This is a genomic window from Paenibacillus sp. FSL W8-0919, from assembly GCF_038003785.1.
GTDB lineage: Bacteria > Bacillota > Bacilli > Paenibacillales > Paenibacillaceae > Paenibacillus_AQ > Paenibacillus_AQ lactis.
In genome coordinates this window covers 994,546-1,007,415 of sequence record NZ_JBBOPV010000001.1, presented here as the reverse complement: position 1 = coordinate 1,007,415, position 12,870 = coordinate 994,546, and the positions used below count along the sequence as shown (strand labels likewise).

The window sequence follows — 12,870 nt, the reverse complement described above, 5'->3', positions numbered from 1 at the left end:
TACTAGGAGGCTGTATCTATGTATAAATCCATCGTAATCGGAACCGGGCCTGCCGGATTGACGGCAGCCATCTACTTGGCACGCGCAAACCTGAAGCCGCTCGTCATCGAGGGCATGCAGCCCGGCGGGCAGCTGACAACCACGACCGAAGTTGAGAACTTCCCAGGGTTCCCGCAAGGTATCATGGGTCCCGAGCTTATGGACAATATGCGCCAGCAGGCGGAGCGCTTCGGAGCCGAATTCAAGAGCGCTTGGGTGGAGTCCGTTGATTTCTCCGAGCGGCCGTTCAAGGTGAACGTTGAAGGAATGGGTCAGCTTCTGGCAGAGTCTGTAATTATATCCACCGGCGCATCCGCCAAATATCTGGGCATTCCGGGCGAACAGGAGAATGTGGGCCGCGGGGTAAGCACCTGCGCGACTTGCGACGGCTTCTTCTTCCGCGGCAAAAAGATCATCGTCATCGGCGGCGGCGACTCCGCGATGGAGGAAGCGAGCTTCCTGACGCGCTTCGCTTCCAGCGTTACGGTGGTTCATCGCCGTACGGAGCTGCGAGCTTCGAAGATTATGCAGGATCGCGCACGAGAGAACCAGAAGATCGAATGGGCGCTCGATCGTACGCCGCTTGAAGTCGTGACCAGCGAAACGGGCGTGAAAGGCCTGAAGGTAAGAAACAATGAGACCGGCGAAGAAGAGCTGATCGAAGCCGAAGGCGTGTTCGTGGCGATCGGCCATACCCCGAATACCGGCTTCCTCGGCGGTCAGATTACAACGGATCCTACCGGCTATATCCTGGTTAAGCCAGGTACGACCGAGACGAATATTCCAGGCGTATTTGCCTGCGGCGACGTGCAGGATACGCGTTATCGTCAAGCAATCACTGCAGCAGGCACTGGCTGCATGGCTGCGATGGACTGCGAGAAATTCCTCGAAGGCCATATGGTGCATGACTGGAGCGAAACGCTCAACCCATAATAGAGGTTGTTCAAACAGCAGGAAGTGCGAAGAAGCCCCCGAGCTTACAGCGCCTTACGGATGACGACGATAAACCGTCATGTCCGGGGGGGCTGAAGCCGGGGGCTTTATTGTACAAGATGCAGATCTCAAACTTGTGGATCCATCTGTAAGTCATTGCCTGAACAAACTTGCAGTTGGACCTTAACGTAACCCCTAAACCGCCGCCCTTCCAATGTCCGATGAAAGCCGTGGAGAAGGGGTCCGGTCAGGCAGGGTAGAGTAAAGCCGAGCCGGCCGGAACTCCAATTACAAGCTGATCGCTTTATTGGCGTTCTTGACGTCGTTCGAAAGCAGCTGCTTCAGATTGTAGGAAGGGTACAAGCCCCGTTCATACATGAAGTAGTACACTTTCCCGTGCAGCTCAATCGCCTTGTTCAGCTGCTTCTGCAGCGTCTCGCGAAGGCTTGGGGTCGCGGTTTCGGTAATGGCGATCGCGTAATTGCGGACCGACGTTTTGGCGAAGCCGAGCAGATGGCCGGCATAATAAGCGGTCAAATCAGCCTCGGACAGCTTGCGGGTGCCGACAGGGGCTTCCGGGAAATAGTGAAGCAGCTCTTTCAGGTTGTTAGCTTGGAAGGCCGTTAATTCGTGCATCTCGAGCGTCTCATGCCACGCCAGATGCTTGGGATTATGCTTCATATCCTCTCTTGTCTCCTCCATGTGATGAAATATGTGATAGCCTATTCAATCACGCGGGGGAAGGTGCCTATCCTGCCGGAGTTCTTAGGAGTTCATAGATCCTGGGATAGCCGTACCATATCCCGCAGCCGCATCCCGTTCTCGTAAATCTCCTCATCATAATGCCGGACGAAAAAATCCCGGTCGATCGCCGTCATGCGGAAGCCGCATTTTTGGTACAATGCGAGCTGGGCGACACCGGTGCTTCCTGTACCGACCTCAATGGTGGCGAATCCGAGCTCTTTAGCCTGACGGACCGCATGGTTGACCAGCTGCTTGCCGAAGCCTTGGCCGTGCCGCTCTTCCGCTACGGCGACATTGACGAGTTCGACGGTATCGGGCCGCGTAGGCAGCAGAACATATACGCCGATAACTGCGGAATCGACTTCGCCGACGTAGCAATGTCCCCGATGGATATAGTCCTCCACCAGGCGCTTTGAAGGGTCCGCGAGCAGCAGCAGATCCATGGGAAGCGGTTCACCAGGAATAAGCCGTCGGATGTTCATAGCGTCGTCTCCTTTCATCTTCCACTTCCAATCTCGAAATCGAAGCATTATGTTTGCTATTTTATCACAAAAAAGGGCTCGCTCACGCTTCTCATGGAAGCAGCGGCTGGCCCCGCGGGTTCTCGTCCGAGTGGAGCAAGCGCATGGCTTGTCGTCCGAGCGTCGACGCTGATCATCGTACCAGCAGTGATCATTACATCACGCGCGGGAGAGGCAGGCGGTAAGAATCCCAATTAGCGCCTCCACACTCGGCTGCAAATGGGAATCGGGAAAGGCGCTAACTCTTGTACCAGAGCGGATTCCCCCGAAAAAATACACCAGGATAAACATAGCGATCCGAATTCGCTCATACATAAGGTGTAAGATGATTTATGACAAGGGAGGGCTTGCGCTTGAACAACTATGGATTTTACGGATACCCGCCGCCGACCGGATATTCGCCGAGCAGCTTCTATTCTGCACCCCCCACGACTACTGGGTACCATGCACCGCGAGCATCGGCTGTTCCGCAGCATGTCAATTACGTAACCCTTGTAGAGCCAATGTTTATGGACCATCTGCTCAAGCATAAAGGGGCGAAAATTACCGTCGTAACGACAGCGGGAAAAGTAGAGGGCATCCTCTCCGGGGTCGCCGCAGACCATATCCAGCTGACCGTCGGGGATAACAAGGCGCTGCATATTCGGTTGGCACAGGTGGTGTACTTTGAAGGGGTTCCCTATTAGCAGGAGCCTTAGGTCATCTTAGTTTGGCTATAATTGAATTTTACCGCTGTTGCAGGCAGGATCGGGCGGTATAAACCGCCAATATGTATACATGGATCCGGAAGGCGTCTATCGTAGACGCCTTTTATAAACGACAGATCCGGCTTCGTTTGTGCTCATGGCAGCACCAGCTATGGGGCAGGCCTGTGTCGGATTTCCATATTACCTAAGCTTTTCGTTCTCAACCGACGATAAGTAGGAAGTGTATCCGGTGATATTTCGACCGTTTTTTATAGATCCAGAGACTAAGGTGCGGGATAGCAAGAGAGGTGGATTTTTCATGACTTCATTAAATTCGTATAACATTCGAGTGGCGACGGCACAGGACGAGCCCTTTCTATGGGATATGCTGTACGAATCCCTGTATGTGCCTGATAGGGCGGAGCCCTTTAGCAGGGACATCCTCAACGAACCCTTCATGAGGAAATACGTGGAGGGCTGGGGCCGAGAGAGCGACCTGGGCTATATCGCGACCAACGGGGAAGGAAAGCCGATGGGCTCGATTACCCTGCGGTATTTTGACGAGGCGAACAAAGGATTCGGCTACGTCAGTGACGAAATTCCGGAGCTTGGTATGGCCCTGCTGCCGGAGAGCAGGGGACAAGGGATTGGAACGGCGCTGATGACGGCGTTGCTTCAAGGAGCGAAATCCAGAGGCATCTCCCGGTCATCCCTAAGTGTAGCGCCGGAGAATACGGCAGCAGTGAAATTATATAGGCGCTTTGGGTTTCAAGAGGTTGGCGTATTTGGCACATCCATTACAATGGTAGCGGACGTCGTATAAAAATGAGGGCGGCATCAGCCCTATCAAGGTCCATTCAGGCAGAGGAGGCATTGGGCTTGCTGCGGAACCCTTAAGGCTCGAAAGATCATGGGAGAAGGGAAGCTGTGAAGTGAAGTATCGCGCGGTATTTCTTGATTTTTACGGTACGCTGGTTCATGAAGATGACGATATCATTCCCTTGATCTGCGAACAGATTCGGGAGAGCGCTTCGATCGAATGCACGCTTCGGGAAATCGGACGATACTGGTGGAGCGAGTTTTCGCGCATCTTCCGCAGCAGCCATGGGGAAGGCTTTAAATCCCAGCGGACGATTGGCATAGAGTCGCTTACCGAGACGATCAAGCACTTCGGATCAAGCGCGAGGGCAGAGGAAATCATCGAGCTTCAATTCGAGCATTGGATTAGGCCGAGGCTGTACCCGGATACGAAGCCTTTCCTGGAGTCGCTCCAGCGAACCGGAACGCCCGTGTTTATCTTGTCGAATATCGACAGGTCGGACATTGAGTCTGCCGTCACCTATCACGGCATTCATGTACAAGGAATCCTTACGAGCGAGGATGTACGATCGTACAAGCCGAGGCCGGAGTTATTCCAGGAGGCATTCATGCAGTACCGGTTAAAGGCAGACGAAGTGATCCATATCGGCGATTCTTTAACGAGCGACATCCGGGGTGCGCAGAGCCTGGACATTGCGGCGATGTGGCTCAATCGGCTGGGCAAACCGCAGGCGGATGGGATCGAGCCCGATTACGTTTGCACAACCTTGGATGAGGCTCGGAAGGTGCTGCATGGCCATCATAAGGAAGAGGCAAGGGCGTGAGGCAGCGAAAATGCCATATATGGACAGTGTTCGCTAAAATCCAGCGGCTTCTGAACGAGAAAGCTTTAACAAGCCATAACAAGTTAGAACAAGCTAGAACAAGCGTCCCGGGCTAACCGAAGACGCTTGTTTTTTCGGCTAAAGGAGTCCGGCTCGGAAAGGAAGCAGGTTTGGAGAATTCGGTTACGGTAACCTCAAACCTTTTACCCCGAAACTGCGTTATAGCTACGTACTGATCACAAGGTTAAAGAAGGTGTGGGCATGAATCGAACGAAAACGATGCAGTTTGCCGGCAAAGGTGCGGCGTGGAAAGCGGACTATATCGTTACGCATAAGGATAAGGTTAATGCGAAGCAGACCGTATTTCAGGACGAGCTTGGCGGGAAATTAAAGCTTCAGTATGTCGGGAAGGTGCCGCTAGGCAGCGGTAGAATTACCTACCGGCTGGAGGATCGAAAAGGACGCTTCTCGGAAGGCGAGATCATTGCGGGGACGGACGATGCCGGCATGAAAGAAACCCTCTCCACCCTGGACTACAGTTCTTTGCTCGATATGTTGGATCCTGATAAGGAACTGATCCTCACCATAGACTGGGAGAGAGGAAGCGAACAGTTTCTGCTGACCCTTCCACCCTCAATCGGCTTCGGCAGAGTTCCCCGTAAACGGTGAGGTCTATACCTGTCCAAGAACCGTCCATCTTCAAGAAGAAGGGACGGAGCTGGTGGATTTTAACCCTTTTTTAAACGAAGGCGCTCCCCCGATTTAACCTGGACCTTGTAAACTATAAATAGAAACCTCATGAAGGGAGTGAACGGGGCGTGCTGGAGGCGTATTTGTTCCCGATATCGTATGCATTTTTGACTTTTCCCATAGCAGCCTTGCTGTGTGCGGTCCCGTTTCTGATCGTGCAGTACCGCAAGTATGGCTATTTCAATAAATTTCGCGGGTTTCTTCTGTATCTGTTCCTGCTCTATCTGCTCAATGCGGTGTACCTGGTGCTGCTCCCGCTGCCGGCATCTCGACATAATGCACCGATGGACGTGTCCTCGGTGATCCAGTGGATTCCGCTCAATTTTATTCACGATATTGTGAAGGAAACCCAGGTGGTTCTGTCGGAGCCTGGGACGTATATACACTTGATTAAGGAGCGGGCTTTTCTGCAGGTGGTGTTCAACATCCTGCTGGTCGTGCCGTTCGGCATGTTCCTCCGTTATTATGCCCGGGTGAATTGGCGTGCGTGCCTGGTTGCTTCATTCGGTCTGTCGCTGTTCTTTGAGGTAACCCAGGTTACCGGGATCTACGGCTTCTATGACCACCCTTATCGGCTGTTTGATGTAGATGACCTGCTGACCAATACGCTCGGCGGGATGGTTGGCTTCGTGCTGGCCGACTGGATGAAGAACCATCTGCCGCGGATGGATCGGCTGGATGAGAAGGTGGATCTGTCCAAGAAGCGGGTCAGCTATACAAGAAGAGCAATCGCTTTTGGCATCGATGCGATGATTACGTTGCCGGTCATCGGGATTATGTCCGTGGTGCTGAACGTGAAGGCCGCGTATTTCATCGTTGTCATTCTGTACTATATCGTAATGCCGTATATGCTTGAGGGGCAGACGGTAGGCAAATGGATCGTACGGATTCGCATCCAAGGGCAGGGCGAACATCTGAAGCTGAAGGAGATCATTATCCGGAATGGGCTGCTTTACGTCGTGTGGGGCGGCATTCATGCCCTGCTGATAACGCTGAGCTTCCCGGGCTCTGGCTTTCTGTATGCCTTGTATGTCATGGGAATGCTGCTGATCGACGGGGTTGTTATGGTCCATCTGCTGCGGTGTCTCTTCAACCATGAACGGACGCTGCTGCATGAGGCGAAGAGCGGAACCAGACAGGTGATCGCGGAGAAAAGACAGCCTGCGGCGGGGCGAAGCGAAGGGAATGCTGTCTGATCGGTTACTTCTTTCAAGGAGAGGCTCGATGAAGCCAAGGATATTATCGATATTGGCCGTTGTGCCTGCACTCGATTCATACCATGGCATGCGGCAGGAGCCGGGGATGGAGATTCAGGTCGGCGGAAGAAGCAAACAAATCCAATGAAATCGTCCATGAAGGACAGATCAAGAAGTACGGCCGGTGTATAAGGTTAAGCCCAAGACACCGGCTTTTATATTTATGTCGGCCAACCGGTAGGTTCAGCAGGGGCAGCCGGATGCTATATAAATAGCGGTCGAAAGTATGGAAATCAATCATTCAACCTATATAAACGTCAGCTTCGGGCATATCGGGCTCAATCAAGGGCCCTTCAACAACGATGACGGTCATGCCTAGCTCGGAGCCGGATTCATGCCACTCCCCTTTTTTCCACAGCACGGCCTGTCCAGCAATCACCTTCGTTCTCGGTCCATGATTGGCGGTAACCCAGCCTTCTCCTTCAACAACGATAAACAATTGGTCCGACGATGCCGGATGCTCTCCGACCACGCCCCCGGCGCCGATGTGCATGCAGCCGATGTGGTGAATGGGGATGGCTGCTTGACTCATGAGTATTTTCGACATAATCAGATGCTGGCTGCCGTATACGGAAATCGGGCGTCCGGCGTCCATGTCAAAGCGGAATATCTTCAAAGCCTCATCTCCTCTTGGAAAATTCATCAAAAACGATCTATTGTATGATAACATAAGGTGAATAGCACCACGGTGAATTCTCGCATACAAGCGAGAGATCCGTACTCGCGAACCACACATGTCAAAGCGGATTTGATGGAAGCCTTGAAGAACAACATACAGGAGTGACGTTTCATGGATAAATGGGAGTATAAAACTTTGAAATTTAAGACACGGGGATTTCTCGGGGGAAAGGTTGATGAGGAGGAATTCGAGGATTTACTGAACAGCTACGGGATCGACGGTTGGGAATTGGTGTCGTGCTTCGATACAAGCATGTATCAGGGCCAGTCCAATGATATTATTGCTGTTCTGAAGCGGAAAGCATATCTCGAGTAGTGACCAAAGGAAAGAGGGAGTGGATCCAGTGATCATTCGGGAGACGGAAGATGCGTTTGTGATGACAACTCAGGACGATCATGGCCGGTTCTCCGGGGACGTTGCCCGGGGCTTCCGGAAAGAGCTGTTCCTGGATGAAACGGTAGTGGAAGAAGTGCTGCTCGCAATCGCCGAGCATGATCGGGCCTGGCTGCCAATGGATGATACGCCCATCTGGAATGATGCGGTCGGGGTACCCTTTACTTTTGTTGATTATCCGACATTGCCGAAATTGCTGATGTATGCCAAGGGGGTTGACGAAACGGAAGCGATGAACCCCTATGCAGGGTACTTATGCAGCCTTCATTATGCGTCGTTTATGAAAAATGCGACCGAAGCGCCCTTCGTGGAGTTTTATCATGCGGAGCTGGAGCGCCAGGAGAGGCTGAAGAGTCAGCATCCTTTTCCGGATGAGGAGACAATCCAGCGGCAGTTTGCGCTGCTTCAGCTGTGCGATGACCTCTCGCTTTATGTATGCATGAACGCTCCCGGCGCGACCAAGGAAGAGGAGCACCCGTGGTTCAGGGATGGCTTTGGTATGTCCGTGGATGGACAGCGGGTTGCGGCTGAATGGCTGGGCGGCGAAGAGATCAGGCTGAGCCCGTTTCTGTTCGAGCGGGAGTGGCCGGTTGTGCTTAAGAATAAGCATGTGCGGAAAGCGCAGATTAAACAAGAAGGCATCGCGAAGGCATTTGAGCATGCTCCATGGACCGAGCAGAAGGTTCTCTTCGTTCCGTAGCCGGAAGTGTGCAGGCTATACGTATTTTTGAAGATATCAGACAATAATTACTTCGGAGGATCTGCTGCCCGATACCGTAAGAAAAACTAACCGTTTAACGCGGTCTGTATTCTGTGAGTACGTCGAGAGACATTTTTCTTATGGAATATGGTATGATCCGGTTTGAAGCCATGGAAAAATCCCGTCAGATTGTAGAGGTTGAAGGATGAAGAAAAAAGAGTTTTTGATCGTAGCCATGTTGAATTTTTTAGCGGCGATAGCCTTTTTGGTCGTGGTGATTATCACCGACCGCAGCTCATGGAAGTGGGGATTCGGCCTCGTGTCGCTGCTGTTCGCGCTAGGCGGGATAGGCAATATCGTCCTCCATTTTAAAAATAAATCGTAGGTGCAGCACTCGTGCGAGTTATAAACAGCATACTACTGGGGGCTCCATGCCCCCGAATTGAACTTGGCGTCAATGGTGCCCCTTTCCAATCATTGATATGAATGTGATAGTATTCACTAAATCTAAAATAGGGGTCTAGCCAAGCCTTCCACTCGTAGGATAGGAGAGGACGTGCAGGCATCAAAGGCGCTGACCGCTGCCGCTGCCTTCGAAGGGACAGAACCCAGGACAACCGGTGGAGAATTGGCGGGGAGCCGGGGAGGACGAAAGTTCCACGCCAGAGGTCTTTTGGCGAAGAGCAACGTTCAAACTCAGGACCCAACGCGGCCCGGCAGGATTCCTGTCAAATCCATCCCTTTTCCTCCGCAGTCGTAATCGCCTCGATTCGATTCTTCGCCCCCAGCTTGCTCAAGATTTCAGACATGTAGTTGCGGACCGTGCCGTAGGATAGATGCAGCTTGGCGGCAATCTCGCTCGAACTGCTTCCGCCGGCAGCCAGACGGAGCACCTCCCGTTCACGTTCCGTAAGCGGGTTCGCATCTCGCATCGTCCCGAAGACAAGCTCGGGCGAAACCTCCCGGCGGCCGTCCATGACGCGGCGGATCGCTTCCGCCAGCCGCTCGCTCGGCTCATCCTTCAGCAAGTATCCTTGAACGCCTGCTTGGACCGCCCTCTCGAAATAGCCCGGCCTTGCGAAGGTGGTCAGGATGATGACCCGGCATTCATAGCCAAGACGCTTGATCTCCTCAGCCACCTCCAGGCCGCTGCGAACCGGCATCTCGATATCCAGCAGGCAAATATCGGGACGGTGGGCTGCAATCAGAGACAGAGCCTCATCTCCATTGCCTGCTTGCCCAATCACATCGATATCCTCCTCAAAATCTAGCAAAGAAGCCAGTGCGCCCCGAAGCATGCGTTGATCCTCGGCGATCACCACTCGGATGCTCATGTGTATCCTCCTCCTTCCGGTTCTCGTTCTTGATGACGATCGGTACGCGAATGGTAATGATCGTTCCTTGGTTAGAGCGGGCTTCGATCGTCCCTCCGATCAACGACAGCCGTTCCGCCATTCCTTTCAGGCCGTTGCTCCCCTCAGCGGGAAGCGGACTGTCGTTCGGGAGACCAACCCCATTATCGGCGACGATCATCCGCCACTCATTCTCCAGCGTTTCCATCCGAATCCGGCATTGGCTGGCCTTGCTATGCTTCACCACATTCGTTACGGACTCGCGCAGGCAGAGGCTGAGAATATTATGAGCCAGATCCGGAATTCCTTCCAGCCGCTCATTTCCTTCACAAACCAGCTCAATCCCGGCGCTGTCCAGAATCATGCGGGCATCCCGGATTTCTTCGGGGAGCGTGGCTGTCCGCATTTCAGCGACAAGCTCGCGCACCTGGCGCAAGGCCGCACGGGACGTATTCTGGATTTCGCGCGCTTCCGCCTGGGCCTTCATCGGGTCCTTCGTCACCAGCTTCTCCACGAGCTGGCTCTTTAGCGTGATGAGCGACAGCGTATGGCCAAGCGTGTCATGAAGGTCGCGGGCGATGCGCATCCGTTCTTCGCCTTTAATCAAATTGCGGATTTGCTCATTGGCTTTCGCAAGCTCCTGTTCCAGCTTCTGCCGCCTGCTCAGAGAACGGAAGCCGAGCGGCGACAGCAGCATGATCAAGAAGAATGGAATGAGCACCAAGAGATCGGCGGTTTCGAGCGTTGGTGCATAGATCGCCAGCGGGATCGCTTCGACAAGGAAGAAGATCAGCATAGCCGTTTTGAATCGGCGGTCATCAATGTACCAGCCGATGAAGTTGGCGGAGAAGAAGCCCATATACATAAAGGTAGGGTGATACCAGGTGGACAAGATGAAGATGACGGCAAGCTGGACTAACAGCCAATACATAAACGATCGCTTCTCTACTTCAAAATACAGCTGACGGTACGTAAAAAGAAATACCGCTAGCAGGAAGAAGCCGATGCCCATTTTCCACGAATCGAATTTGAACATGTTGTAGATCGGCAATATTACATACACCAGCCACAGATAGGGGAAGAATCCCATGTGGCGCGGAAACACCTCGAATCTTTGTCCTCTCATATATCCATCACACTCATCCCCTTAATCGGCTTGTTGTTTTTTCCGAATATAGGTGGATAGTATCATAAATACGAGCAAATATCCCGTCAAAATCAGGATGTGATCCCAGCCCGGTGCCTCGCCGCGCGTAATGGCCCATGCCCCGCCGCCGAAATGGTAGGAAGGCATCCACTTGCCGATCGCTTGCATGAAGCCTGGCATGGCCTCGATCGGGAACCACATGCCGCCGGTCACGGCCAGCGCCAAATAAATGCCGTTGCTGACGCCGCTGGCCGTATCGACGCGCCTCATGGCTCCAATCAGCGTACCGAGCGCGAGGAAAGGAATGGAGGCGATAAGGATCCACAATCCGCTGAACAGCCACTGCCAGAAGGAGAGCGAGACGCCGTTGATGAGATAGCCGGCAGTGAAAATAACAACGATGCAGAGCAGGTGCATGATCGCCTGCACGAACATTTTGCCGAAGAAATAGACGCTGCCCGGAAGCGGCGTTACCCGCATATAGATCGACCACCCCTGCACCCGCTCCTGAACGAGCCGGATGCCAAGCGACATAATGGCCGTGCCCATGACGCTGAAGGAGGTCATCGACATGAGGTAATGCGCCTGCCACTGGCCAGCCTCGGCTGCGCCGGTATCCACGATGCGGGTGAAGATGAAATAGAACAAGATCGGCATGGCCAAAGACCAGAATATATAGTACGGATTGCGAATCATCCGCAGCAGTTCCATCCGGCATTGAATCGTAATCAACTTCAGGTTTTTCATGTTAACCCGCCTCCCCTTGACTCATCGTTAACTGATCGAATGCTTCATCCAGACTGCCCTGATCGATCCGGATATCGCGAACGGCGAGTCCGGCACGGAACAGTGCCGCCAGCGCTGTGTCCGTATCACTCGTGACGGCGATGAGCCGCCCGTCCTGCTCGTAGACATCTGTTACGCCCGGCACCTCATGAAGCAGCCGTATCACCTGCTGGCCGTCCGCATCCGCGATGAAGGAAACCGTTCGCCGGGTAAGCTTGGATTTGATGGCTTCAGGCGTACCGTCGGCCGCCACTTGGCCTTGGTGAAAGAGCACGATGCGTTCGGCTATATCGTCAGCCTCCTGCAAGTAATGCGTGGTGAACAAAATGGTCTTGCCTTGGGCCTTGAGACCTCGGACAGTCTGCCAGAACAGCCGGCGGGCGGACGTGTCGAGACCCACCGTCGGCTCGTCGAAGAACAGCAGCTCGGGGTTGCCTGCGATAGCCAGCGCGAAGCTGAGCTTGCGTTTCTGGCCGCCGGACATTTTCACCGCCCATTTGCCGAGTTCCTCGGGAGTGAGCCCGCTGAACGCTGCGATTTCCTCGAGCGTCATCGGATTCGGATAATAGCTGCGGATCAGGTTGATGATCTCCCGCGTCCGCAGGCCGTCCATGACGCTCACCTCTTGGAGCATCGCCCCGATCTTTTCCCGAACCTTGAGATCTTTCGGGCTCTGGCCGAAGAGAAGGACCTCGCCTTCGCTTGTGTCCTTGAGCCCCAGCATCATGGAGATCGCGGTCGATTTGCCCGCGCCGTTAGGCCCGAGAATGGCCGTAATGGATCCACGCTCAATCGTAAAGGATACTCGGTTCACGGCTTTCTTGCTTCCGAACGTTTTGGTCACCTGCTTCAGCTCGACGATCGGTTCGCCGCTTAGCTGTTGTATCATAGGTTACGCACCTCCGTTTTCGTTATCGTGATCATGATTCTATGATATCGGGAGCGGGAAAGGCGCGTTAGTAAAGGATGTCACCGGTTTGAAATGACTTTTGTCATGTTGCAGGGAGACAGCTGGACGATTGGTTTAGTGATGGAATTCATGCCAAACATTTTCCCATATAACTTTTACCATTCTTAGAGCGTCTACTATATATCAATCAGCTGACATTCTTACCAAGAACGGACAATAGAAATGCAATAAGGCCAATGGGGAGAATAGATGGAAGGGGGAAGTTCTCATCAAAAAAAGCACGATATTTTTAGTAGCTGTATCTATTCTTGCTGCATCATCTTTATACTTT

The 12,870-nt window shown here is 53.2% G+C and carries 16 protein-coding genes; 9 read left to right on the top strand and 7 right to left on the bottom strand.

The genetic code is table 11. From position 1 onward, the window contains the following. The first annotated feature begins 18 nt into the window (after positions 1-18). A complete protein-coding gene (gene trxB, locus NST44_RS04250; RefSeq protein ID WP_007132977.1) occupies positions 19-972 on the top strand; it encodes a thioredoxin-disulfide reductase in 954 nt (317 codons plus the stop codon). Between the two features lie 288 nt (positions 973-1,260). On the opposite strand, the gene NST44_RS04245 is transcribed toward trxB, so the two are convergent. Next, complete coding sequence (locus NST44_RS04245) at positions 1,261-1,653, bottom strand: spore coat protein (RefSeq protein WP_340897935.1); 393 nt, start codon at positions 1,651-1,653, stop codon at positions 1,261-1,263. 92 nt (positions 1,654-1,745) lie between these two features. Continuing rightward, a complete protein-coding gene (locus tag NST44_RS04240; protein ID WP_213613418.1) occupies positions 1,746-2,198 on the bottom strand; it encodes a GNAT family N-acetyltransferase in 453 nt (150 codons plus the stop codon). A 392-nt stretch (positions 2,199-2,590) separates the two neighbouring features. On the opposite strand from NST44_RS04240, the gene NST44_RS04235 reads away from it, so the two are divergent. The 5 genes from NST44_RS04235 (at position 2,591) to NST44_RS04215 (ending at position 6,512) form a co-directional block, all read left to right on the top strand. After that, positions 2,591-2,923 carry a DUF2642 domain-containing protein gene (locus tag NST44_RS04235; protein ID WP_213613416.1) on the top strand — a complete coding sequence of 111 codons (333 nt, stop codon included), beginning with the start codon at positions 2,591-2,593 and terminating at the stop codon, positions 2,921-2,923. 319 nt (positions 2,924-3,242) lie between these two features. Continuing rightward, on the top strand, positions 3,243-3,746 hold the full coding sequence (locus NST44_RS04230) for a GNAT family N-acetyltransferase (protein ID WP_213613415.1): 504 nt from the start codon (positions 3,243-3,245) through the stop codon (positions 3,744-3,746). Between the two features lie 109 nt (positions 3,747-3,855). After that, the gene (locus NST44_RS04225; RefSeq protein WP_213613412.1) at positions 3,856-4,566 is read left to right on the top strand and encodes an HAD family hydrolase; all 711 of its coding nucleotides are present in this window, start codon (positions 3,856-3,858) and stop codon (positions 4,564-4,566) included. A 261-nt stretch (positions 4,567-4,827) separates the two neighbouring features. Further along, positions 4,828-5,235 (top strand): hypothetical protein, encoded by a 408-nt coding sequence (locus NST44_RS04220; RefSeq protein ID WP_340897931.1) that lies wholly within the window; start codon positions 4,828-4,830, stop codon positions 5,233-5,235. 149 nt (positions 5,236-5,384) lie between these two features. Beyond that, positions 5,385-6,512, top strand: a complete 1,128-nt coding sequence (locus NST44_RS04215; protein ID WP_340897928.1) for a VanZ family protein — start codon at positions 5,385-5,387, stop codon at positions 6,510-6,512. 301 nt (positions 6,513-6,813) lie between these two features. Here NST44_RS04215 and NST44_RS04210 read toward each other — a convergent pair whose 3' ends face one another. Then, on the bottom strand, positions 6,814-7,188 hold the full coding sequence (locus NST44_RS04210) for a cupin domain-containing protein (RefSeq protein WP_007132986.1): 375 nt from the start codon (positions 7,186-7,188) through the stop codon (positions 6,814-6,816). Between the two features lie 174 nt (positions 7,189-7,362). Between NST44_RS04210 and NST44_RS04205 the strand changes: the two genes are divergently transcribed. The 3 genes from NST44_RS04205 to NST44_RS04195 all read left to right on the top strand — a co-directional run bounded on the left by NST44_RS04205 (position 7,363) and on the right by NST44_RS04195 (position 8,729). Beyond that, positions 7,363-7,566 (top strand): DUF4177 domain-containing protein, encoded by a 204-nt coding sequence (locus NST44_RS04205; RefSeq protein WP_007132987.1) that lies wholly within the window; start codon positions 7,363-7,365, stop codon positions 7,564-7,566. Positions 7,567-7,585: 19 nt separating this feature from the next. Next, the gene (locus NST44_RS04200) at positions 7,586-8,344 is read left to right on the top strand and encodes a DUF3891 family protein (RefSeq protein ID WP_340897927.1); all 759 of its coding nucleotides are present in this window, start codon (positions 7,586-7,588) and stop codon (positions 8,342-8,344) included. 205 nt (positions 8,345-8,549) lie between these two features. Next, a complete protein-coding gene (locus NST44_RS04195; RefSeq protein WP_007132989.1) occupies positions 8,550-8,729 on the top strand; it encodes a hypothetical protein in 180 nt (59 codons plus the stop codon). Positions 8,730-9,072: 343 nt separating this feature from the next. Here NST44_RS04195 and NST44_RS04190 read toward each other — a convergent pair whose 3' ends face one another. The 4 genes from NST44_RS04190 to NST44_RS04175 are packed head-to-tail and all read right to left on the bottom strand — an operon-like array spanning position 9,073 to position 12,518. Next, complete coding sequence (locus NST44_RS04190) at positions 9,073-9,678, bottom strand: response regulator transcription factor (protein ID WP_050954105.1); 606 nt, start codon at positions 9,676-9,678, stop codon at positions 9,073-9,075. After that, complete coding sequence (locus NST44_RS04185; RefSeq protein ID WP_340897925.1) at positions 9,605-10,822, bottom strand: sensor histidine kinase; 1,218 nt, start codon at positions 10,820-10,822, stop codon at positions 9,605-9,607. The genes NST44_RS04190 and NST44_RS04185 overlap by 74 nt, the downstream gene beginning before the upstream one ends. Before the next feature lie 21 nt (positions 10,823-10,843). Beyond that, positions 10,844-11,590, bottom strand: coding sequence for an ABC transporter permease (locus NST44_RS04180; protein WP_007132993.1), 747 nt, complete (start codon positions 11,588-11,590; stop codon positions 10,844-10,846). Position 11,591: 1 nt separating this feature from the next. Continuing rightward, a complete protein-coding gene (locus tag NST44_RS04175; protein ID WP_340897922.1) occupies positions 11,592-12,518 on the bottom strand; it encodes an ABC transporter ATP-binding protein in 927 nt (308 codons plus the stop codon). Positions 12,519-12,870: the final 352 nt, after the last annotated feature.

Bases quoted from the DNA above. Each gene is read 5' to 3' on its own strand.
- trxB (WP_007132977.1), top strand. From the start codon at position 19: ATGTATAAATCCATCGTAATCGGAACCGGGCCTGCCGGATTGACGGCA.
- NST44_RS04245 (WP_340897935.1), bottom strand. From the start codon at position 1,653: ATGAAGCATAATCCCAAGCATCTGGCGTGGCATGAGACGCTCGAGATG.
- NST44_RS04240 (WP_213613418.1), bottom strand. From the start codon at position 2,198: ATGAACATCCGACGGCTTATTCCTGGTGAACCGCTTCCCATGGATCTG.
- NST44_RS04230 (WP_213613415.1), top strand. From the start codon at position 3,243: ATGACTTCATTAAATTCGTATAACATTCGAGTGGCGACGGCACAGGAC.
- NST44_RS04220 (WP_340897931.1), top strand. From the start codon at position 4,828: ATGAATCGAACGAAAACGATGCAGTTTGCCGGCAAAGGTGCGGCGTGG.
- NST44_RS04205 (WP_007132987.1), top strand. From the start codon at position 7,363: ATGGATAAATGGGAGTATAAAACTTTGAAATTTAAGACACGGGGATTT.
- NST44_RS04195 (WP_007132989.1), top strand. From the start codon at position 8,550: ATGAAGAAAAAAGAGTTTTTGATCGTAGCCATGTTGAATTTTTTAGCG.
- NST44_RS04190 (WP_050954105.1), bottom strand. From the start codon at position 9,678: ATGAGCATCCGAGTGGTGATCGCCGAGGATCAACGCATGCTTCGGGGC.
- NST44_RS04185 (WP_340897925.1), bottom strand. From the start codon at position 10,822: ATGAGAGGACAAAGATTCGAGGTGTTTCCGCGCCACATGGGATTCTTC.
- NST44_RS04180 (WP_007132993.1), bottom strand. From the start codon at position 11,590: ATGAAAAACCTGAAGTTGATTACGATTCAATGCCGGATGGAACTGCTG.
- NST44_RS04175 (WP_340897922.1), bottom strand. From the start codon at position 12,518: ATGATACAACAGCTAAGCGGCGAACCGATCGTCGAGCTGAAGCAGGTG.